Source organism: Acinetobacter brisouioides (assembly GCF_004331075.1).
GTDB lineage: Bacteria > Pseudomonadota > Gammaproteobacteria > Pseudomonadales > Moraxellaceae > Acinetobacter.
The window spans coordinates 71,923-93,348 of sequence record NZ_SJNX01000009.1 but is presented as its reverse complement, the minus strand read 5'-3'; the positions used below and the strand labels follow the sequence as shown (position 1 = coordinate 93,348).

24 protein-coding genes and 1 pseudogene are annotated in these 21,426 nt (G+C 40.2%); 18 read left to right on the top strand and 7 right to left on the bottom strand.

Annotated elements, in window-relative coordinates; genetic code table 11:
• Positions 1-3 precede the first annotated feature (3 nt).
• The 4 genes and pseudogenes from E0H77_RS12490 to E0H77_RS13945 all read left to right on the top strand — a co-directional run.
• Positions 4-1,815: a hypothetical protein gene (locus E0H77_RS12490; protein ID WP_131378461.1), complete on the top strand. Its 1,812-nt coding sequence runs from the start codon at positions 4-6 to the stop codon at positions 1,813-1,815.
• A gap of 59 nt (positions 1,816-1,874) precedes the next feature.
• On the top strand, positions 1,875-2,165 hold the full coding sequence (locus tag E0H77_RS12485; protein ID WP_165491525.1) for a phage holin family protein: 291 nt from the start codon (positions 1,875-1,877) through the stop codon (positions 2,163-2,165).
• Positions 2,054-2,338, top strand: coding sequence for a DUF7940 domain-containing protein (locus E0H77_RS14100; RefSeq protein ID WP_458837371.1), 285 nt, complete (start codon positions 2,054-2,056; stop codon positions 2,336-2,338). Before E0H77_RS12485 ends, E0H77_RS14100 begins: the two co-directional genes overlap by 112 nt.
• A pseudogene (locus tag E0H77_RS13945) lies at positions 2,319-2,408 on the top strand (DUF159 family protein); the annotation flags it as partial. The gene E0H77_RS14100 and the pseudogene E0H77_RS13945, both read left to right, overlap by 20 nt.
• Positions 2,409-2,454: 46 nt before the next feature.
• Here E0H77_RS13945 and E0H77_RS12475 read toward each other — a convergent pair.
• From E0H77_RS12475 to E0H77_RS12465, 3 genes are all read right to left on the bottom strand, one after another.
• The gene (locus E0H77_RS12475; RefSeq protein WP_131378457.1) at positions 2,455-2,976 is read right to left on the bottom strand and encodes an RcnB family protein; all 522 of its coding nucleotides are present in this window, start codon (positions 2,974-2,976) and stop codon (positions 2,455-2,457) included.
• Positions 2,977-3,294: 318 nt separating this feature from the next.
• Positions 3,295-4,212: a LysR family transcriptional regulator gene (locus tag E0H77_RS12470; protein ID WP_131378455.1), complete on the bottom strand. Its 918-nt coding sequence runs from the start codon at positions 4,210-4,212 to the stop codon at positions 3,295-3,297.
• A 64-nt stretch (positions 4,213-4,276) separates the two neighbouring features.
• The gene (locus E0H77_RS12465; RefSeq protein ID WP_131378453.1) at positions 4,277-4,702 is read right to left on the bottom strand and encodes an HD domain-containing protein; all 426 of its coding nucleotides are present in this window, start codon (positions 4,700-4,702) and stop codon (positions 4,277-4,279) included.
• 119 nt (positions 4,703-4,821) lie between these two features.
• On the opposite strand from E0H77_RS12465, the gene E0H77_RS12460 reads away from it, so the two are divergent.
• From E0H77_RS12460 to E0H77_RS12425, 8 genes are all read left to right on the top strand, one after another.
• Complete coding sequence (locus E0H77_RS12460) at positions 4,822-5,142, top strand: hypothetical protein (protein ID WP_131378451.1); 321 nt, start codon at positions 4,822-4,824, stop codon at positions 5,140-5,142.
• Positions 5,143-5,144: 2 nt separating this feature from the next.
• Positions 5,145-5,774 (top strand): 2'-5' RNA ligase family protein, encoded by a 630-nt coding sequence (locus E0H77_RS12455; protein ID WP_131378449.1) that lies wholly within the window; start codon positions 5,145-5,147, stop codon positions 5,772-5,774.
• Between the two features lie 8 nt (positions 5,775-5,782).
• Positions 5,783-6,304: a bifunctional adenosylcobinamide kinase/adenosylcobinamide-phosphate guanylyltransferase gene (gene cobU, locus E0H77_RS12450; protein ID WP_131378447.1), complete on the top strand. Its 522-nt coding sequence runs from the start codon at positions 5,783-5,785 to the stop codon at positions 6,302-6,304.
• Entirely contained in the window at positions 6,301-7,353 is a 1,053-nt protein-coding gene (cobT, locus tag E0H77_RS12445; RefSeq protein ID WP_131378445.1) for a nicotinate-nucleotide--dimethylbenzimidazole phosphoribosyltransferase, read from the top strand. Before cobU ends, cobT begins: the two co-directional genes overlap by 4 nt.
• Positions 7,354-7,953 (top strand): histidine phosphatase family protein, encoded by a 600-nt coding sequence (locus E0H77_RS12440; protein WP_131378443.1) that lies wholly within the window; start codon positions 7,354-7,356, stop codon positions 7,951-7,953.
• Between the two features lie 5 nt (positions 7,954-7,958).
• On the top strand, positions 7,959-8,711 hold the full coding sequence (locus tag E0H77_RS12435) for an adenosylcobinamide-GDP ribazoletransferase (protein ID WP_131378441.1): 753 nt from the start codon (positions 7,959-7,961) through the stop codon (positions 8,709-8,711).
• A gap of 131 nt (positions 8,712-8,842) precedes the next feature.
• The gene (locus E0H77_RS12430; protein WP_131378439.1) at positions 8,843-9,061 is read left to right on the top strand and encodes a hypothetical protein; all 219 of its coding nucleotides are present in this window, start codon (positions 8,843-8,845) and stop codon (positions 9,059-9,061) included.
• 610 nt (positions 9,062-9,671) lie between these two features.
• Positions 9,672-10,007, top strand: coding sequence for a DMT family transporter (locus E0H77_RS12425; protein WP_131378437.1), 336 nt, complete (start codon positions 9,672-9,674; stop codon positions 10,005-10,007).
• A 1-nt stretch (position 10,008) separates the two neighbouring features.
• Here E0H77_RS12425 and leuE read toward each other — a convergent pair whose 3' ends face one another.
• The 3 genes from leuE to aceR form a co-directional block, all read right to left on the bottom strand.
• Positions 10,009-10,671: a leucine efflux protein LeuE gene (leuE, locus tag E0H77_RS12420; protein WP_131378435.1), complete on the bottom strand. Its 663-nt coding sequence runs from the start codon at positions 10,669-10,671 to the stop codon at positions 10,009-10,011.
• Between the two features lie 70 nt (positions 10,672-10,741).
• Positions 10,742-11,722 (bottom strand): transaldolase, encoded by a 981-nt coding sequence (gene tal / locus E0H77_RS12415; protein ID WP_131378433.1) that lies wholly within the window; start codon positions 11,720-11,722, stop codon positions 10,742-10,744.
• Positions 11,723-11,792: 70 nt separating this feature from the next.
• Positions 11,793-12,686 (bottom strand): HTH-type transcriptional regulator AceR, encoded by an 894-nt coding sequence (aceR, locus tag E0H77_RS12410; protein ID WP_131378431.1) that lies wholly within the window; start codon positions 12,684-12,686, stop codon positions 11,793-11,795.
• Positions 12,687-12,786: 100 nt separating this feature from the next.
• Here aceR and aceI point away from each other — a divergent pair, with 100 nt between their 5' ends.
• The 5 genes from aceI (at position 12,787) to E0H77_RS12385 (ending at position 16,601) form a co-directional block, all read left to right on the top strand.
• Complete coding sequence (gene aceI / locus E0H77_RS12405) at positions 12,787-13,200, top strand: chlorhexidine efflux PACE transporter AceI (protein ID WP_131378429.1); 414 nt, start codon at positions 12,787-12,789, stop codon at positions 13,198-13,200.
• Between the two features lie 618 nt (positions 13,201-13,818).
• Positions 13,819-14,535, top strand: a complete 717-nt coding sequence (locus tag E0H77_RS12400) for a FadR/GntR family transcriptional regulator (protein WP_131378427.1) — start codon at positions 13,819-13,821, stop codon at positions 14,533-14,535.
• A gap of 66 nt (positions 14,536-14,601) precedes the next feature.
• A complete protein-coding gene (locus E0H77_RS12395) occupies positions 14,602-15,318 on the top strand; it encodes a cache domain-containing protein (RefSeq protein ID WP_131378425.1) in 717 nt (238 codons plus the stop codon).
• Between the two features lie 21 nt (positions 15,319-15,339).
• Positions 15,340-15,726: a MerR family transcriptional regulator gene (locus E0H77_RS12390; protein WP_131378423.1), complete on the top strand. Its 387-nt coding sequence runs from the start codon at positions 15,340-15,342 to the stop codon at positions 15,724-15,726.
• Between the two features lie 71 nt (positions 15,727-15,797).
• Positions 15,798-16,601 carry an SDR family NAD(P)-dependent oxidoreductase gene (locus E0H77_RS12385; protein WP_131378421.1) on the top strand — a complete coding sequence of 268 codons (804 nt, stop codon included), beginning with the start codon at positions 15,798-15,800 and terminating at the stop codon, positions 16,599-16,601.
• A gap of 54 nt (positions 16,602-16,655) precedes the next feature.
• On the opposite strand, the gene ahpC is transcribed toward E0H77_RS12385, so the two are convergent.
• A complete protein-coding gene (gene ahpC / locus E0H77_RS12380; protein WP_131378420.1) occupies positions 16,656-17,219 on the bottom strand; it encodes an alkyl hydroperoxide reductase subunit C in 564 nt (187 codons plus the stop codon).
• 339 nt (positions 17,220-17,558) lie between these two features.
• On the opposite strand from ahpC, the gene hrpA reads away from it, so the two are divergent.
• Positions 17,559-21,410, top strand: a complete 3,852-nt coding sequence (gene hrpA / locus E0H77_RS12375) for an ATP-dependent RNA helicase HrpA (protein WP_131378418.1) — start codon at positions 17,559-17,561, stop codon at positions 21,408-21,410.
• Positions 21,411-21,426: the final 16 nt, after the last annotated feature.

Genomic DNA, 21,426 nt, shown 5'->3' with positions numbered 1-21,426 from the left:
TTTATGAATAGCTTGATTAAGGCTTTATTCATGTTGTTTTGCATGGTGAATTATTGCTATGCGACGACTGATTACTTTCAAAATATTAACGTCTCCACCCCAAACCCAACAATTAGCTATCAGGCTAGTCCTGCTGGGGCTGTAGCTCGTACCTACCAAAGCAAATTTGGCGAGCATGTTTCACTGCAAGATTTTGGTGGAAAAGGTGATGCTATTAGTGGTGCCGATGGTGCAATAACATCTGGTGCAGCCACTTTTACATCAAGCAGCGCATCATTTGTATCTACTGACGTCGGTAAAGCCATTGAAGTGAATGGTGCTGGATCATCCGGCGCACCCTTGCTGACAACCATTTCAGCTTTTAACAGTGCGACATCGGTAACGCTTGCAGTTAATGCCTCAACCACTGTATCTGAGGCAACATATACCTACGGAACAGATAATACTTCCGCGATCAACTCATGGTTGTCTGCAATTCAAAATGGCACTGGCTATATCCCTTATGGCAAGTACATGTTTACTTCAGCATTAACTCTGCCTAACTCTTTCACGTCAATCACTGGGGCTGGGAAGTACAATAGTATATTTGTTTATGCTGGCACCAATACAACAAACAACCTGATCAGCCTTATTGGTACTTCATCAACAGCGATTGCGAATTCAATGAACCTCAGCGGGTTTGGTATTCGCAGCAATACTGTGATGACTGGTGGTGATGCGCTATTCATCAAATGGTCAGCGCAGATCCGTATAAAAGATATTGCTTTGGGTGCGAGTCATGACCCGAATCATAATCTTTATCATGGCATTGAATACTACTCAACCGACTTTCAGACGCTTGAAGATTTTGAAATTCAAGTTCAGGGTGAGGGTATTCGTGCTAGTGGTTGCGGTGTAGCGTGTTCTTACCCGCAGTTTGACCTCTGGGTAACGCGCGGAAAAGTATCTGGCGGTACAACAGGCATTCACATCGGTGGTGGTTTTGATAACGCTTACTTTGACAAAATGATGGTTACTTTTAATAACCAGAACGTAGTCATCGATAATGCGATTCAAAACTACAAAAACCAAGAGATCGGTTTTGGTTCTCAGTTTATTACTGACCAGCCTCAGACGGGTGATAACTACTACATTAATGACACACTAGCCAACATTGCTCAATATTGTCAGATTTCAATTTATGGCGCTGTCACTGGTTCAAAAGCAGGTAATGGCATTCATGTCCATAGCTGGCCTAGCTGTTATATCAATGTACTTAGTCCGCATATTGCCAATAACAATCAGAATGGCATTCTGATTGACGATGCTTCTTCGAAGGTATTAATTTCCAGTTCGACAGACATTGTGAACAATGGCCAGTGGGGTATTAACTCGGCATTTGCAAATACTGCGGTAAATGGCCAGCCTATTGTCGCAAGCAATACTGTTGGTCAGGTTAACGCTAACACCATCATGAATCACTATGCCAACTCCTATGTGACCAATACACCAGCAACAAGCCAGCCAGCACTAGATACATCAGGAAGCAGTGCGACAATTTCAATTGCAAATGGTGGTAATGCAACCTTACCTATTGGTTCTGGCTTGGTGATTGCCACCAATAACAATGGTGGTAATAACGTAGGTGTTTACTCAATTGGTTCTGGTGTGGTTGCTCAAATTACCCCAGCTAACATTTGGGTGGCACCAACAACTAGCCCTGCAAGTGGTAAAATAAGTATTCAGTGGAATGGCTCTAACTATGCCATTTACAACAACACTGGCTCAACAGTTACCGCTGGTGTTGCCTTTATTCGTACTTCCAACTCCAACTAACTAAAATCAATCAAAGCACCTTTTGGCGCTTTTTTATTGCTAAAAATAAGGGGGTAATCGTGGAGCATTTTTTATCCAACTTGGGCGACCTGATTGCTCAGAATGGGGCAACCGTAGTGGGGGTGATTGTGGCTTTCTTTATGGCTTTATTTCGAACAGCACAAATGCATGGAAAATCAGACTGGTTAGAGGCATTAATGTGCGCACTGTTCGCGCTTGGCATCAATGGTGCCTTGTCATGGCTCAATTTTCCGAGTGGCATTGGCATTCTTGCCAGTGGGTTTATCGGTTATATCGGAACGGTAAAATTTTCAAGATACATCAAAGAAAAATTAGGAATGAAAGAATGAAACTCATTAATAACGCACAGCAATTACACAAGCTTTGGAGTGTTCGATTAAGCGCCTTAGGCGCTTTTTTTATGTCTATTGAGATGGCGTATGGCACTCGAATCACAATTTGGTGGCAAATGTCGGCAAGTGAATATTTCCCATTCCTAAACCGAGGGCTTTCCTGTCGATGAATTTGAATGTTTGCATGTGCTCAAACAAAAACCAATTAAACGAACACCTCAACTCAATATGTTTGAATAAAAAAAAGCACCTATTTATCGGTGCTTTGGGCTACTTACAGAGAGGATTAGTGTCCGCCAAGCAAGATTTGTGCAATTACGCCTGTTGCGATGGCAATAAGAACGTAGTCACCATTAACGCGAACCCAACGATGACCACGTGGAGGTGCTGGTAAGTCATGTGAACGCCAGTCACGGACTTGGTATTCGTTACCACGGTATTGAGACGGAACGCGTCCACCTCTACGCCATTCTTGGCCTGGTCGTGGCATATCATGTCGATAAGCTTGATGGTTTTGTTGGTAACGAGGCGTATTCCAGTGATGGTCTTGCTGATGATTGTCGCGACGATCGTTTGACTGATGTTGTTGATAATCACCATCACGACGATCGTTTGATTGATGCTGTTGGTAATTACCGTCACGACGATCATTGGATTGTTGCTGTTGATAGCCACCACCGTCACGACGATCATTTAGTTGGTTTTGTTGAGGGCCGCCACGGTGGTCATCATTTGGGTCTGCAAATGCTGCACCTGCGGATAAGGCGGTAGTCATTGCTAAAGTGATTGCCATTAATTGGGTTTTCACGAGATTTCTCCAGTTGATTGTGCTTGGCGCATATTATTTTGTTTGTGTATTTGTCATGAATAAAAATAATACGTTATCAAGCTAAGTAAATTGAACCTGACATATTAAAATTCACCTTTATTTGTACAGATAAAAAACCATACGGATAAATAGATTGTCAGATTTTTAAACATAGAAATTGGGGAGAATATCTTTTCTGACCAATATCTTATTTGTTGCTAATTTATCAATATATTAAGGGTAAATAATGGAGATATTGCTGTATTAGATTAAAGTTTAATATATAAACTTTAATCTAATGATAATTAGCTAGTTCTTTTAAAGAACATCAATACCATCTTTGTATGTTAGATGTTCTACCAAATAATCAATAAAAACTCGAACCGCAGGTAACATGCCGCGTCGGGAAGGATAAACTGCATGTAAAATACCATGAGGTGCTTTCCATTCAGGTAAAACACGAACGAGTTCACCTGTTTTGACATAGTCAGCCGCAATGGAGTCGGGTAATAAAGCAATACCACAATTTTGTCGAGCCAGTTGGCATAGCATTATTAAGTCTGAACCCATCACAATTGGGTTGATTTTAATTTTAGTTGGTTGATTTTGTTGATTATGTAACACCATAAACTGGTCAGCATGTTCATCTACCATACTCAGTACTTTGTGCTCACTTAATTCTTCTGGACTTTTCAAATCACCATACTGATTCAGATAAGCCTGACTAGCAAAAAGATGTTGTTCATGTCGGTCAAATTTACGCACAATCAGTCCAGGATCATCATCAATTTTTGCACGAACACGTAAGGCGACATCAACCCCTTCATTAATGACATCGACACGACGATTGCTAACGATCAGTTGCAAACGAATTTCTGGGTAACGCTTCAGGAAATCAGGAAGAATCTTGGTAAATTCATTTTGGGCGACCGAAACAGGTACGCTCACTTTGACAATACCTCTCGGTTCAACACTCAGATGGTCGATGAGATCATGTGCTGCTTGCGCGGCATTCATCATGACTTGAGCATGTCGGTAAATATTCATGCCGATATCAGTCACAGCAAAATGACGTGAACTGCGCTGAATCAGGCGAACACCTAAATGTTCCTCTAAATTATATACACGACGACTTAATTTAGATTTGGGAATGTCTGTAGCACGTTCGGCTGCACTGAACCCGCCATGTTCAACGACCAAAGCAAAACAGTAAAAATCATCTAAATCGCTGAGCATTACAAAGCCGACCTGAGAGATAAAGTATTTAGAAAATATACGTTCTTATAAACAGATACAAGTTTTAAATGCCATGCTGCAAGATTTCTTGAACCTGCTGATACTCTTTTAGATGTAAAAAGTCCCGTTCAGTTGGGTGGGTAATTCGACTCAGATCCATATTGTCTGCAACATCGGCAAGTTTGACTTCTCGTGCAATTGGATTTTTGACAGCACGCCATGCAGCTTCTATACGATTTTCGCCTTCTTTTTTGGTGAGTGCACAAACCGCATCAATAACATCTTGATTAAACCCCAAGGAGATGAGATCGACAATTGTTGCATCGGTATCTTCTATGACATCATGTAGTACAGCGACTATTTGCTGTACTTCGTTTTTCATTTTTAGCATTAAACGCAGTGGATGAAGAATATAAGGTTGACCAGCTTTATCGACCTGTCCTGCATGTTTGCGTGTTGCAAATGTAATGGCTTTTTCTAGAGTTGCCATGTTGAGTTCCTTGAAAGATGTTCCACTCTTTTTGCCAAAATTATAACCAATTTCAAAGTATACAATGCTATTTATCTTAAAATATTTTAAACTATACCACCGAAAAAAAATGATATTTTATGAATTACCAGCTTATTGAAATTCAGGGTGAGCAGGCAAATCTTGCTTGTCCTTATTGTCAGCATGTTGTGCTGAATTGGGAAGAAGAACAGTATATACAGCCTTGCGAGCATACGGCATTTATTGCGATGGATTTGGGATTTGAATATATTGCAGATCAGTTTGAGCATTGCTTGCCACATTCGGTCGATGATATTCATACGCAAGAAATGAATGTATTTGAAGAAATCACTCATGCTCAGGTAGAGCAGTTGTTTATTTATAAAATGGAATTGGGAGTAGCAGATTTATATCGCTATGTTGGAATTATGCTGTTTTAGCCATGTTTTTACAGCCCAACAGCCATACATTTGCAAGTCTGGATGCAGATTATTCAGATTGGCATAAAGGAAGAGATCAATTTTCTCTCTGGTATTTAGAGATAGACGATGCTGCCTGTAGTGAATATTTAAAGCAAATACAACAGCAATTTCAAGCTTATCTGTATATGCCTAACCGTCGACGGTGGCATATTACATTGTTTGTCTGCGGGTTTTGGCAATCACCATTTCATTTACAGCATTTATCTGATCATTTTCATGAACGCCAGCTTAAGCAACAGATTGAATTGTTACAACAACTACAGGCGAATACTTTTGAGCTTAAACTGGGGCGGGTACGCAGCTTCCAAAGTGCTTTATTTGTCGAGGTAATTGATGAACAAAATATTTTATTGCAGCTACGCCGCTGTTTTTGGCCTGTTGCAAAAGAAATTGATGCGATTATTTACTGTCCGCACGTAACGCTAGGCCTGTATCGAGATGAGTTTGCTGCCAATCCAATTTTAGAACAAATTGAGCAAATACCAGTTCAACCATGGACAGTTAAATTTCGATATTTGACCTTTGGTTCATATCAGACACGCCAATTACAAGGTGAATTGTCTGCACATTATCATTTTCATTTAGGTTAGTTTTATTTATGTTGCATTTAGTATTGGGGGGAGCGCGTTCAGGAAAAAGCCATTATGCTGAACAGCTTGCACTGGCAACACAAAAACCGCGCGTGTATATTGCCACGGCTCAGGCAGTTGATCAGGAAATGCAAGAACGTATCTACCATCATCAGCAGCGGCGAGGTCAGGATTGGCACTTGGTTGAAGAGCCTATCTATTTGGCAGAACGTTTACAGGCACTCGATCGTGAAAATCAGGTGATTTTGGTGGATTGCTTAACAGTTTGGATGAGTAATCTGCTTTATGCACAAGATCCTGAAGTTCAGAAACGTGAGTGTTTGAAATTATTGGAATTATTACCAAATTTGAAGTCGGAAATTATTTTGGTTAGCAATGAAACGGGGCTTGGGGTTGTGCCGTTAGGGGAAATTACCCGTCGTTTTGTCGATGAGTCTGGGCGTTTACATCAGGCTTTGGGACAGATTTGTCAAAACGCGGTATTTTGCGTTGCAGGATTTCCGATGCAATTGAAAGGAGTAGAAAAATGAGTTGGTGGTTACAGCCGTGTCGCAATATTGATGACGCATTTAAAGAAAAAGCATTGGAAAGACAGGCGCAACTGACAAAACCTGCTGGCGCATTGGGGGATTTGGAAGAATTGGCAGTCACCTTGGCAGGTTTGCAGCGTACCGAGCAGCCAAATATTGATCATGTCTGGATTAGCTTGTTTGCAGGAGATCATGGCGTGATGCAGGAGAATATTTCTGCTTATCCGCAAGCTGTAACTCGGCAAATGCTTCAGAACTTTACCTCAGGCGGTGCTTCAATTAGTGTAATCGCCCGACAGTATCAGGCTCATCTGCAGGTGATTGACTGTGGAACAGTTGGTGAGGCTTATGATTACCTAGGCGTGCAGCAGCATCCAATTGCCGCAGGAACACAGAATTTTGTAAAAACAGTTGCCATGAGTGAAACCCAATGTATCGCTGCGATGACAATTGGTAAAAATAGTGTCGATCAGGCGGTAGAACAGCATAGTAATTTGTTTATCGCAGGTGAAATGGGGATTGGGAATACTTGTTCGGCATCAGCACTAGCATGTTTGTTGTTAAATGAACCTGCTGAAGTCCTAACGGGCGTAGGAACTGGTATTGATCACGCTAAATTGCAACATAAAAAACAGGTGATTCAGCAAGCGATTGAATTACATCAACCTGATGTACAGGCAGATCCAATTAAAATTTTAGCGGCAGTCGGTGGTTTTGAAATTGCTGCAATGGTTGGGGCTTATTTACGCTGTGCACAAGTTGGCATTCCTATGCTGATTGATGGTTTTATTAGCTCTGTAGCTGCTTTAATTGCAGTACAGATTCAACCTAAAGTCCGTGCATGGATGCTGTTCGGGCATCAGTCTGCGGAATATGGGCATCGCCGTATTTTAAAAGAGTTACATGCACAGCCAATTTTGCAATTGAACTTGCGTTTGGGTGAGGGAAGTGGTGCAGGTGTTGCGCTGGGTGTACTCAAAATGGCATGTGTGTTGCACAATGAAATGGCAACCTTTCAGCAAGCTGCTGTGACAGGTGAAAAGCAATAAATGCTGCAACTGGATGTGTTACGGCATGGGCAAACAACGCAGGGGCATACCTTACGTGGGCATCTAGATGATGCCCTGACTGTCGAAGGCCGCCAACAAATGCAGGATACGATAGCCTTATATTTACAACAGCATTCTGTTTGGGATGCAATAGTGGCATCACCCTTACAGCGCTGCCTCAGTTTTGCTCAAGATGTGCAGCAGCAGTTTGGTTTGCCTCTCGTTACGATGCCGCAATTTAAAGAGTTGTATTTTGGGGATTGGGAAGGTCTGACTTTACAACATATTCATGAAACTCAGCCAGAACAGTTAGGGCAGTTTTGGCAAGACCCTTGTCAGTATGCGCCACCACAAGGGGAAAATTTACTGGGTTTTCAGAACAGATTGCAGCAAGGCTGCCAAATGCTGCTTAATCAGGCACAGCAGCAACAGTGGCAAAAGGTATTGCTGGTTTGTCATGGTGGTGTGATTAAGTGGTTGAAATGTATGGCTCAACAACAACCACTCACTCAACTGCTGACTATGCCTGCTGAACTTGCCAGTATTCAAGCCATATATCTCAAGCAAAATGAATACTTGCAACTGTCTATTCAAGAGTAAATCCTATGATGCCATTTTGGATAGCATTACAGTTTCTAACCATTTTCCCCATACAGCTCAAACAGTTACCCAGCCCACAGCAAAATGCTTATTCACTCGCTTTTTATCCTGTGATTGGTTTGTTACTCGGTGGTCTAATTTTTGGGCTAGCTTGGGGACTCAATTATATTCATTTACCTGTTTTGCTTTCCGCTAGCCTGATTTTAACGGTTTGGGTTATTATAACGGGTGGTCTGCATCTGGATGGCTTGGCAGATACGGCTGATGCTTGGGTCGGCGGATATGGTGATCGTGAACGTACTTTAAAGATCATGAAAGACCCACAGTGTGGACCAATTGGGGTGTTGAGTCTGGTTTTGAATTTACTGCTCAAATTTTCCAGCATTTATGTCATTTTACAAACCCAGCATCTGTATGGGTTGGTGATGATTCCTGTCCTTGGGCGCTTAACAGCCTTATTTTTATTTCTGACTTGTGACTATGTACGAGCACATGGATTGGGTTCATCCTTTTTACAGGATTTACCTCGCAAGCTTTTATGGCTCATATCGCTTATTTGTCTGTTTGCATGTAGCAGCTTAGGATGGGTAGGGCTTGCGGTTGTAGCCGTATTTTGTAGCTGTTTGGGGTATTTGCGTCATGTATTTGTACACCGTTTAGGTGGAATCACAGGCGATACCGTGGGGGCTAGTATTGAAATTTCTGAATGTGTGAGCTTACTTAGCCTTGCAATCTTGTTATCAATACGACTTTTTTGACACAGAATAACTCACTTATATTTTTACAAACTGATCACAATGCGAAGAATTTTAACAATTACAAAAAATTCTCATTTGAAGATTTGTGCTATAAAAAAATCACCAATTAGATCAGGATGAGGGATCGAGTTATGCGAACGATTCATATTCAAGTAAAAGATCAATTTAATGTGTACCATATGGCAAAAGCTGTATTGAAAGAATTGGCAGATGGAGATGATTCTGGGCAGTATTCTTTAGAGCAAAAAGTTGATTTTATTGAAATTTATGGAGAACGGATTTTACCATCAATCGAATTGCTCTTTCAAAGTGAAGCCAATTGTAAAATTTATAAAGTTATTGAAAATTAAACATTTTAATGTGAATGGTTTAGGTAGACAGTAGATGCTGTTTACCTAAATCTTTGATTATTTTTCTCCCTATACATTTTAAATTTTGTATTAATAGGATGATCTAATTTTGTGTATTTCATCACAGTATTTTTAAGCGATGCGAAAGAATATTAAAATTAAATTTACCTGCGTATCAGAGAAAAATTATTGATGATACAAATACATGGTTGAATTTAATGTTGTATAAAAAAGTTAATGAATGCAATTTTGAGTATTTAAAGATTATAAAATTATATTTTTTTGTTATTGAATTGTTTCTTAAAATATTGTATAAAAAATATTCAACTTACCTGAGAGAGGTGGGCTATGACAACTTTAGAATTATTATTAACGTCATCATCTGTATTAATGCTAATCACCATCGTGTATGCCTTTGGACAGATGTTTAATTGGGCTATTTAATGAAATAAGTAAAGCACCTTCGGGTGCTTTGTTATTTGGAATGATGATGACTTGTTCTTTCAGAACGGTTGTGCTGTGATGCTAAATTAAGTCATTGGTTATAGTGGTTATAGTAGTTATGGTATCTTCAGAGTGAATTGTATTTTTAGGGGTTTTCACGAGTTCGATGTTTTATGCTTATATCATTTTAGCTTTTGCAATTATTGCCGAAGTTTTAGGAACAACTTTTCTGGTTAAATCAGAAGGCTTTAGCAAATTATTGCCATCGCTCTTGGTGATTATTTTTTATAGCGCATCATTTTATGCACTTTCTCAGGTCACCAAAACGCTTAATATTGGGGTAGTCTATGCCATCTGGAGTGGAGTTGGCATTGTATTTACAACAATGATTGGCTATTACGTATTTAAGCAAGCTCTAGATACACCTGCATTTATTGGTATCGGGTTTATTATTGCAGGTGTATTAATTATGAACTTATTTTCAAAAACAGTTGGGCATTAAGTTAAATAGTTGAAAAAGCGAGCTTTGCGCCAAAAGTTAAAAATAAAATACCAACTGCACAGGTGGCCAGACTTGCAAGGCGCTGCTGCTGGGAAAAGTAACGCGCCAATTTTCTGCCACCAAAAATCAGGCTGGTTAAGTAACTGAAACTAATGAACTGTAAAATCACGGCAAGAATCAGAAAACTGAGCATCGGTGCAGAACTATTTGGGTCAACGAATTGCACAAAAAAAGACAGAAAAAATAAAATGGCTTTAGGGTTTAGTAAACTGATGGTTAAGGCGGTACGAAATGGGTGCAACGCATTCATAACAGGTTCACTTGTTGATGTGGCTTCGGTTACAACAACTGGATTTTTAGCATTTTTCCAAATACCAATACTGTGTAAAAACAGTTTAATGCCTAAATATGCCAAATAACCTGCACCCAATACTTTCAGAATCGTAAAGATGACTGGGTAAGCATGGATTAGAGACACAGCACCTAACACTGTCGCCAAAATCAGTATGCTGTCTCCTGTTAAAATGCCAAGAGCAGCTTGATAGCCTCGTTTGATTCCATAACGCGAAGCTGTTGCTAACAGATATAAGGAATTTGGACCAGGAAGTAAAACAATTAAAATCGTACCAATAATAAATCTTGGTAAATCAATAATCCCAAACACGATAACCGACCATAAATAAAACCGAAACTGTTTAAATCAGTTTCGGTTGCTATAAGAAAGAGAATATATTTTAGTTCTTTAATTCGGCAGTTATGCCAAAAGATTGTCTTAATAAAGCACTGAGTTGCTCACGAGCTTTAATAAATCCATCAATACCTGCCTGTAATAACTGAAATGCCATGAGGTCATGTTCAAGCTGATGCTTAAATTCTGCTTCAGTCAGTTCCGCTTCAGCAGGAATAATGTTTTGTGTTGGAACTAATTGAGCAGTGACCTGACGTTGATCTTCACTCAGTTGGGCCAGTAAATTTGGCGCAACGGTTAATAAGTCACAACCTGCTAAAGCCAGAACTTGTTCAGTGCTGCGGAAACTTGCGCCCATCACTTCAGTTTGAATACCATGGGTTTTATAGTCGTTAAAAATAGCCTTAACCGATAGCACACCTGGATCTTGTTCGATTGGATAATGGTCAACATTTTCTGCTTTTTTATACCAGTCCAAAATACGCCCAACAAACGGTGAGATTAGGGTGACTTTGGCATCTGCACAGGCTTTAGCTTGATGAGAACCAAACAATAGCGTCAAGTTACAGTGAATGCCTTCAGCCTCAAGTACTTTCGCTGCCTGAATTCCTTCCCATGTCGAAGCAATTTTAATCAGGATGCGGTTTTGATCAATACCATAACTTTTATACAATGCCAGTAATTCTTTGGCTTTGGCAATGGTTGCGTCGGTATCGTAAGATAAACTTGCATCAACTTCAGTTGAAACACGTCCTTCAATAAGTTTTAGAATTTCTACACCAAACTTGACAGTTAAAATATCAATCGTACGTTCAATCAACTCATCAGCGCATAAACCTTCTTGTTTCGCTTGGGTATAAGCTGCTTCAATCAGTTCTCGGCTGCTTTCTTGGGCTGCTGCTGCAGTAATCAAAGAAGGGTTCGTGGTTGCATCGAGTGGGCGGAATTGTTCAATCGCACTTAAGTCGCTGCTGTCAGCAACAATGGTTGTCAATTTTTTTAATTGGGATAAAGAAGAATCTGTCATTGTTTAAACTGTTCGATCATGTTTTGAATCCATCTAGTTATAGCATAGGTTTTTGCAAAAAAGATGTGTTTTATTGCACTTTTTTAAGACGCTGCTGCCGAACAAAATCAATTAAAAATTGACTGGCTTGTCCCAGTTTCGCTTCTTTATTCCAAACAAGGTCAATGTAATATTCAAGTTGTGGGGTAATATCCAAAATATCCAGAATCTTCAACTGGGTATATAAATGTGGGTTTTGTTCCAGCATGGTCAATGGTAATAATCCCCAACCCAGATTTTTTAAAATCAAAGAAAGCGCAAGCTGATGGTTATCGGTGCGCCAGTATTGAGTCGAAAACAATAGCTCGGGTTTTAGATGCTGGTCGCGCCCTGTGACAATCACTTGACGGTAACGCTGTAGTTTTTCTAGTGGAATTTGATTTTGCTTTGCCAAGTTGTGTGACAAGCTGACAACAGGCACAATGGTTTCTCGCTTCAGCTCGATAAATGATTCACGATGATCAAGATATTCTCGCTCAAACATCAGGGCAAACTGGACTTGTCCTTGCATCAGCATGCGTAAAGCATCTTCTTGTGGTGCTGAAAAAATATCAAGTTGTAGTGTGGGAAACTGTTGTTCGAGCAGGGCAATATAATCTGTCCATTCGGTATGAATTAGTTCAGATACCACCACAATACTTAATGTCGATTCCAGACCATAACTGAGAGCATTTGCATGCTGTACCCATTGCTGAATCTCTGTCAGCAAATATAGGGTTTTCTCATAAAGTACCTGAGCTTGTGCGGTCGGTTTTGGTTCACGCCCAACCCGTTCAAAGAGCTGTAAGTTGAGATCAATTTCCAGATTGGCAATCGACATGCTGACCGCAGAGGGGACTTTACCAAGCTGACGGGCAGCGGCAGAAAAAGAGCCTGTTTCCATAACAGTTTTAAAGATATTGAGTTGTTCTTGATTAATATTCATTTATATTCATCTATCAATTATTTTGAAAGAATCTAATTCGATTAATCAGAATAATAAAAATAAAATGCAGTGATTCCAAGTAAAAAGAGCTGAAAATTTCATGTTGTTGTCCAAGAAAAGATGGATTCATGCGTTAAGTTATGAAGGTATTTTATTGTTGATCATGACTTTGGCATTAAGTTATATGTTTGAAATGCCTGTGGAACTCACGGGAAGTTTAGGGTTGGCAATGGCGATTATTTCAGTGTGTTGGAATGTGGTTTATAACAACCTGTTTGAAAAATTGGAAGGTCATTTAAAATTGCAACGTGGCATCTGGGTACGTATTCTGCATGCGATCGGTTTTGAAGGCGGGCTACTGTTTATTAGTGTGCCGTTGATTGCCTGTGGTTTAAATTTAGGTTTTTTGAATGCATTGCTACTCGATATGAGTATTACCTTATGCATTTTAGTATATACCTTTATATTTCAATGGTGTTTTGATGTGATTGAAAGAAAATACAGTTTGAGTTAAACATAACTCTCTCAAGCAGGGGATTAAAAAAAAGTAATTGATCGAAAAAGAAAAATTATAAATTTATGGTGAAAGTCCATTATTTACAAAAGCGCTAAGATTATACTGATTAAAAGACTGGAAAAGTTTTATATCGGATAACATTTTGTATAATAAATTATATTTCATATTTAAATTTTAATTCATATTAAACAATAACTTATATTTAATATGAATTAAAAAACACAGTATAAAAAAACTAATAATTTTTTAAATATATCCAGAGTCTTCGTGATATGGCACGATATTTGGAATATCTGTATGAGATTAATGCAATTGGTTGATTTTAATCACTCAATTTATCGTTGATTTTTCAAGAAACGACATTAATTTAAAAACGATTTGTTATAATCGCTGCATCCATAAAACATTGATAGATGATTAATTTGGCGATTCAATGCAGGAATGCAAGTCAGTTAAGTTATTTACGCCAATCTTCTACATCAGAAATGGAATTTCGAAAATATAGATAAGCACGATTCTGCTTGGAAATAATAGGAACGAGGGGTTTTATGGAAAGCTTTATCTTTTTTAGCCTACCGTATCAAGCATGATGCTTGATTTAGACGAGAACTAGCGATGACAGCACATACCGTTATATATGCACCAATCGGTCAAGCGACACGCTCTGAACAGGTCGTGGAACGATTAGGCAATGCCATTATTGCAGGGTTGCTTGAAGCAAATGAACAACTTCCAAACGAAGCTGATTTATCGCGTCTTATGGGCGTGTCGCCTGTAACTGTGCGTGAAGCACTGAACACGCTACGTGTCAAAGGATTAATTGATACGCGTCGTGGACGAAATGGTGGAAGTTTTGTTTGTGAGCTTTCTGCCAATCAAGTATTACAGCAACAGCCTTTACGTCAAGTCAGTAACGAATATCTCGCTGATCTATGCGAGTTTCATAGTGCAATTTTATCGCATAGTGCCAAACTTGTGACGCAACGTACAACTCCTCAGCAGTTGTCCAAACTGCATGAACTGATCTTGACTTTTCAAGATGCACAGTCTGCAGATGTACGTGCCCAAACGGACATGCGATGTTTGTTGATGATTGTAGCCTATGCGCAATCTTCACGTTTAGCCAATCAGGAGCTTGCTATTCAGGCAGAATGGCTGCCACTGGTTGCAACATTGTATAAAAACGATAAAATTCATATGCAAACTGTTGCTGAATACCTAAAACTATTTGCTTGTTTGCAACAGCAGGATGCTGATGCCGCCGCTCAACAGGCACAAAATTTGCTTGATACATTAACAGATCAAATGCTTGAATATAAGTTAACACTTTAAAATCAAACTAAGTTTCTGACACTGTTCGAGCACAAAGAAAAAGTGGTAAAAAAAGGAAATAAAAGCATGAGCGATATACAGATTGAACAGATTCAGGACTTACTGAATCAAGTAGTTGTCGAAATTACTCAAGCTGCCAAAGGACTGGTAGAACAAGCTCGCCACTTACTTTCAGCAGATTCTCTCTTACCAGAAGGTGTAAAACTGACACCCTCAGACCGGTACAAACTACAACAGCACATTCAAACTGCATTGCAACATAGCCAATACAGCCATGGTATGGGATTTGCTGGCTATTCTGCGGAAACTGCAGAAGAACAAGGTTACTGGACGCTCGAATGGTGGTATAAAAAAGATCAAAAAATTCAGCAAGCAGAGTTAGAAAACTATCAGGATTTACAGCAGCGTCTGGATTTTCGTTTATTCGATTGGTTTAATCATCCTGCAAAAAATAAACAACCGTATGTCGATGGGCCTTATGTTGACTATATTTGTAACCATGCCTATACCATCACATTTTCACATCCTGTCATGATTGCACAACAATTTGTTGGGGTTATTGTGATTGATCTATTGGTTTCAACGCTAGATCAGCTTATTTTACCTAGATTACGTACATTGGATCAGACTGCTGTCGTCACCAATGATGATGCTCGAATTATTTTGTCCAATACTGCAAAATACCGCACAGGTGCATTATTTCGTGAACATGCGAAAGCGACTCAAAAATGTGTGCCACAAAATCATCCATTTCAATTGATGTTAATGCAGAATTATTGTTAATTTCGCGCTTAGATAAAATTTATGTATATTGGACAGCTTGCAGCACGTTGCAACACAACACCCAAAGCCATTCGCCATTATGAGCAATTAGGTTTGCTTCCTGAACCAAAGCGTTTGGGTAAATATCGCGTATATTCTGATCTGGATATACGCTTGGTCAGGATGATTCGTCAAGCGCAAACCGTTGGCTTTAGTTTGGCTGAGATTCAAGAACTTGCTTGTATTAAAGCGCAGCAACAGCGCTTTCCCTTAGATATCGCCAAGCAGCTTATGACTGAAAAATGGCAAAAACTAGAACAACAAAAACAGCATTTGATACAGTTACAACAAGATTTGTTAGACCTTGATCAGACCTTGACTCAATTATATGCCGATGAAGAGCAGCAAATATGCGCTGACCTTGCCTAAAATAAACACTTGACTCTGTCCCTAGGGGACGAGTTTATAGTCATGGCTCAATGATAAAAGGTAAGTGCAATATGAGTCATGTCTTAGAAAAATTTCAAAATAAAACAGCGTTAATTACAGGGGCATCTTCTGGGATTGGACAAGGCTTTGCTGAATATTTGGCAAAACAGGGTATTCACCTGATTATTGTGGCGCGTAGCACAGAAAAATTGCAGCATTTGGCTGAGCAACTACAGCAGCGTTATTCGATTCAAGTCGATTGTATTTCACTGGATTTGGCAAAACTGGATGCTGCATCACAACTATTTGAAAAAATTACTCAGCAAGGTTTGAGCGTTGATATTTTGATCAATAATGCGGGTTTTGGTAAATGGACAAAATTTTTAGAGCAATCACTACAAAGCTACCAAGAAATGATCCTGCTGAACATGTTGACCGTGACTCAATTAACTCAATTGTTTTTGCCAAAAATGTTAAAACAAAAACAAGGAATTATCTTAAATGTTGCATCAACTGGGGCATTTCAACCTTTACCTTATATTGCAGTTTATGGCGCAAGCAAAACGTATGTGCTGAATTTTACCGAGGCGTTAGCAGGCGAGTATCGTAATTCTGGCGTGCAATTGTTGGCACTTTGCCCAGGAAATACCACGACCAATTTTGCAGAGGTTGCACAGGCAAATACAGAGGGTATGCAGGCAATGACGGTGGAGGATGTCATTCAGTCTGCAATTCGTGGATTGGAAAAAAAACAAACCTTTGTCATTACAGGAAAACTCAACTATTTAACGGCACAGCTTGCGCGAGTGCTGTCACGGCAGTCAATGGTTAACTTGGTTGCAAACATGTTTGAAAAACGCATTGCTTCTGCCTAAATAAAAAAACCCCTCAAACGAGGGGCTCTTTTTAGAGGTGATCTAATCGAAAGATTAGATTTTACCTACTAGGTCAATAGATGGAGCAAGTGTTGCGTCACCTTCTTTCCATTTTGCTGGGCAAACTTCACCTGGGTGACCGTGTACGTATTGAGCTGCTTTTACTTTACGAAGAAGTTCTTGAGCATCACGACCGATACCACCAGCGTTGATTTCAACGATTTGGATTTTACCTTCAGGATCGATGACGAAAGTACCACGGTCAGCAAGACCAGCTTCTTCAATTAACACTTCGAAGTTTTTAGCAAGTGCCCAAGTTGGATCGCCAACCATTGGGTATTCAATTTTTTTGATTTCAGCAGAAGAATCATGCCAAGCTTTGTGTGTGAAATGAGTATCTGTAGAAACTGAATAGATTTCCACGCCTAATTTTTTGAATTCAGCGTAGTTGTCTGCAAGGTCACCAAGTTCTGTTGGGCATACAAAAGTGAAGTCTGCTGGATAGAAGAAGAATACAGACCATTTGCCTTTAAGAGTGGCTTCAGTAATGTCAACGAATTGGCCGTTATGAAATGCAGTTGCTTTAAATGGTTTAACTTCAGTATTAATTAAGCTCATCATTATCTCCGTAAGATGGATGGAAGTAGTAATCTGTTTACGAAATTTAGAATAAGAAAAAAAACATCATTGGTAAAATAGTATTTTTTAATGCATAAAATCGGAAAAATGAATTATGGATTTTTGCAATACCGTTCACTTCTTACAATCAAGATTGTTATGTGCATCTATTGCAAGGTGATGACAGTCACAATCCTATTTCGCATCACTTTGACTCAATATGGCGATTCATAGCTTTGAATTCAAGAGATTGATTCAAAAAAACTTGAAAATGTAATTCTTTCTATCATGATCAGAGTCGAGTAAACTAGCCACTTTTATGTATGAGGATAGCATTCGGTGCAAAGTGATTTAAATATAGATCAATTGGTTATGGTGCGTGACCGACATCGTTTAAATCGACTAGGCAAAACGAAGGATGCAGATTTACAGCAATACCAAGAATTATTTGAGAAATCGAATGCGCAGGTGAAAGCGCGATTTCAACGTTTACCACAGATTAAACTCAACCAAGATTTACCTGTTTCTCAGTATGCCGAGCGCCTGATTGCTGCGATTCAAAAGCATCAGGTCATTATTGTTGCGGGCGAAACAGGCTCAGGTAAAACAACGCAGTTACCACAAATTGCCATGCTCGCAGGACGCGGCTTAACAGGCATCATTGGTCATACCCAGCCTCGCCGTTTGGCTGCACGCAGTGTGTCGCAGCGGATTGCCGAAGAAGTCGGTGAAAAACTTGGTGAGTCGATTGGTTTTAAAATTCGTTTTAATGAACAAGGCTCAAATGATTCAATCGTTCGTTTAATGACGGACGGGATTTTGCTGGCAGAACTGGCACATGACCGTTTTTTAAATAAATACGATACGATTATTATTGATGAAGCGCATGAACGTTCTTTAAATATTGACTTTATTATGGGTTATTTGAAGCAGTTGTTGCCAAAACGCCCTGATTTAAAAGTCATTATTACCTCGGCAACTTTAGACGTAAACCGTTTTAGTGAATATTTCCGTCAAGCGCCTATTTTTGAAGTGGAAGGGCGCAGCTTTCCTGTCGAAGTGCGTTATCGTCCAATTTCTGAAATGAATATTGGTGGTAGTGATGACGATGAGTTCGACGACTTTGAAGAAAACTTACCGCGTGCCGTCGTTCAGGCAGTTGAAGAATGTTTTGCTGATGCCGCCGCGAAAGGCCATCCAGAACATGCAGATATTCTGATTTTTTCCAGTACTGAACAGGAAATTCGAGAGCTGCAAGAAACTTTGCAAAAATATGGCCCACGTCATACTGAAATTTTACCTTTATATGCGCGCTTGGCACTTTCAGAACAACAAAGGATTTTTAATCCAGGCGGTGCAGGGCGACGTATTATTATTGCCACCAACGTTGCAGAAACAGCGCTGACCGTTCCAAATATTCGTTATGTGATTGACAGTGGTTTTGCGCGTATTTCGCGTTATAGCTATCGTTCACGGGTACAGCGCTTGCCGATTGAAGCAGTGTCACAAGCAGCTGCCAATCAGCGTAAAGGGCGCTGTGGTCGTATAGCCGCAGGTGTCTGCATTCGTTTGTATAGCGAAGAAGACTTTTTAAGTCGCCCAGAATTTACCGAACCTGAAATTAAGCGAACCAACTTGGCATCTGTAATTTTGCAAATGCAAAGTTTGGGGCTCGGTAATCTTGAAGATTTTGATTTTATTGAGCCGCCCGATCATCGCTTAGTCAATGATGGTCGTAAGTTACTGATCGAACTGGGTGCGATGAGTGAACGTAAAAATGAACTGACCAAAGTCGGGCAGATGATGGCAAAAATGCCGATTGACCCGCGTTTGGCACGTATGATCATTGCAGGTTCGCATTTTGGGGTACTCAAAGAAATTTTGGTAGTGGTCAGTGCACTCGCTGTCCAAGACCCGCGTGAGCGCCCTGCGGATAAACAAACCCAAGCCGACCAAAAACATGCATTGTTTAAAGAAGCGGATTCTGATTTTCTGTTTTATTTGAAACTTTGGGAAACTTTACAAAGCAACCGTGAAGTGATGACCGAAAATAAACGTCGATCATTTGCACGCCAGCATTTTTTAAGCTGGTTACGACTACGCGAGTGGCGACAAACGCATCAGCAGTTAGTGGAACTGGCTGAAGGTCTAAAACTGTCTTGGAATGATAAGCCTGCCAGTTATGAAAACCTACATCGTGCCTTACTGACAGGTTTATTGTCATTTATTGCCAACAAAACCGATGAGCGCAATGTTTATATGGCAGTGCGTCAGCAAAAAGCACGTATTTTTCCTGCCAGTAGTTTGCATAAAGCAGGTGTGTCGTGGGTGATGGCATTTGAGATGGTAGAAACCTCACAGGTGTATTTGCGAACCTTGGCAAAGATTGACCCTGAATGGATTTTGCTGGCCGCACGTGACTTACTGAAATACCATTATTTTGAGCCGCATTGGTCGAAGAAGTCGGGGATTGTGAATGCTTATGCCCAGATTTCGCTATTTGGTCTGATTATTGAGCCGAAACTTCTGATTAATTTTGAAAAGATTGATCACGCGGCATCACATGAAATTTTCCTGCGTGATGCTTTAACGACAGGTCACTTGGGCATTATGCCGCCATTTTTAAAGCATAATTTACTCAAGCTTGAGGAAGTGGAACGGGTTGAAGATAAATTGCGCCGCCGTGATCTGGTGGTGGATGAAGAAACCATTTATCAATTTTATGCAGCACGTGTGCCTGAAGAAATTGCCAGTCGCCGTACCTTTGAAGACTGGCGTGCGACCATTGAACCGAAGCAGCCGCGTTATTTGTTTGTAGAAGATGATGCACTTTGGCAAAGTGACCGTCCAACCACACAGCAATTCCCAGATTATTTGCACAATGGTGAGCTGCGTTTAGCCACCAGTTACCGTTTTGACCCAAGCCATGATCAGGATGGGGCAACTGTTAAAATTCCAGTTCAGGCATTGCCTCAGGTCGATGAAAATATCTGGTCTTGGGGGATTCCAGGCTGGCGTTTGGATTTGATGGAAGCGTTGTTGAAGGGATTACCCAAAGACAAACGCCGTAATATCGTGCCGATTCCAGATACCGCTAAAAAATTACTGAAAGCTGTAGATGCTGTGCATTTGCGTGAGCATATTTTTAAATATTTGGCATTTGCATTGCGTGGCGAGCAAATCAGCGAGAAAGATTTCTCGTTTGAGCGTGTTGATCCGTATCTTGTGCCGTTTATTGTCGTTGTGGATGAAAAAGGGCGTGTGATTGAAAAAGGGCGTGATTTGCCTGAACTCAAAGCACGTTGCCGTACAGAAACTCATCGACCAGTTAAACAGTCTAAAGACGAGTTTCAGACCTTTCCTGAACAGTTTGTGTTTGAAGCTGCACAAAAAGTAACTGGCGTGATTGTAAAACAGTTTCAGGCTTTGGTCCCGACAAAAGCTTTTGCTGAGCTAGATGCTAAAGATGAATCGGGTGTCGTGATCCAGACCTTCAATGATCAAGCTGAAGCCATGCATCAGCATAAGCAAGGTGTGATCCGTTTGGTACATCTGCAACTGGGTGATGCGATTCGACAGTTGAAAAAACAGATTTCCAAGCCGTTGGCTTTGGCATATTCACCACTCGGTGATAAAGCTAAACTGGAACAAATGTTGATTTATGCCACTTTGGATGAAGCGATCAATGAATTACCTGTTGATGCCAAAGCCTTTGCAGAATTGGTCACGCAAGTCAAAAAGCAATTTTTGACGCATGGTCAGCATATTTTAGGTCTGCTGAATGATATTTTAATTCCATGGCAAACCATTCGCCGTCAACTACTTACGCTTGATCAGGGAATCCTTGGCAAGAATATGGATGATATTGAAGATCAACTAGATTTGATGCGTCTGGATAATTTCGTCTATACACAACCTTTGAGCTTGTGGCAAGAGTTCCCGCGCTATTTGAAGGCGCTGATGATGCGACTGGAGCGTCTACCAAATAATCTGCAAAGAGATAATGCTGCCATTGATCAGGTCGACCCTTGGATGGAAAAATTGTTCAAGCATAAAAATGACCCAAGATTGCGCGAATTGTACACTATGGTTGAAGAGCTGCGAATTTCACTGTTTTCGCAGCCGATGAAAACCAAGATACCAATTTCCGAAAATCGCTTGCAAAAGCACTGGCAACAGTTGGGTCTTTGATTTTTGAATCATTGAG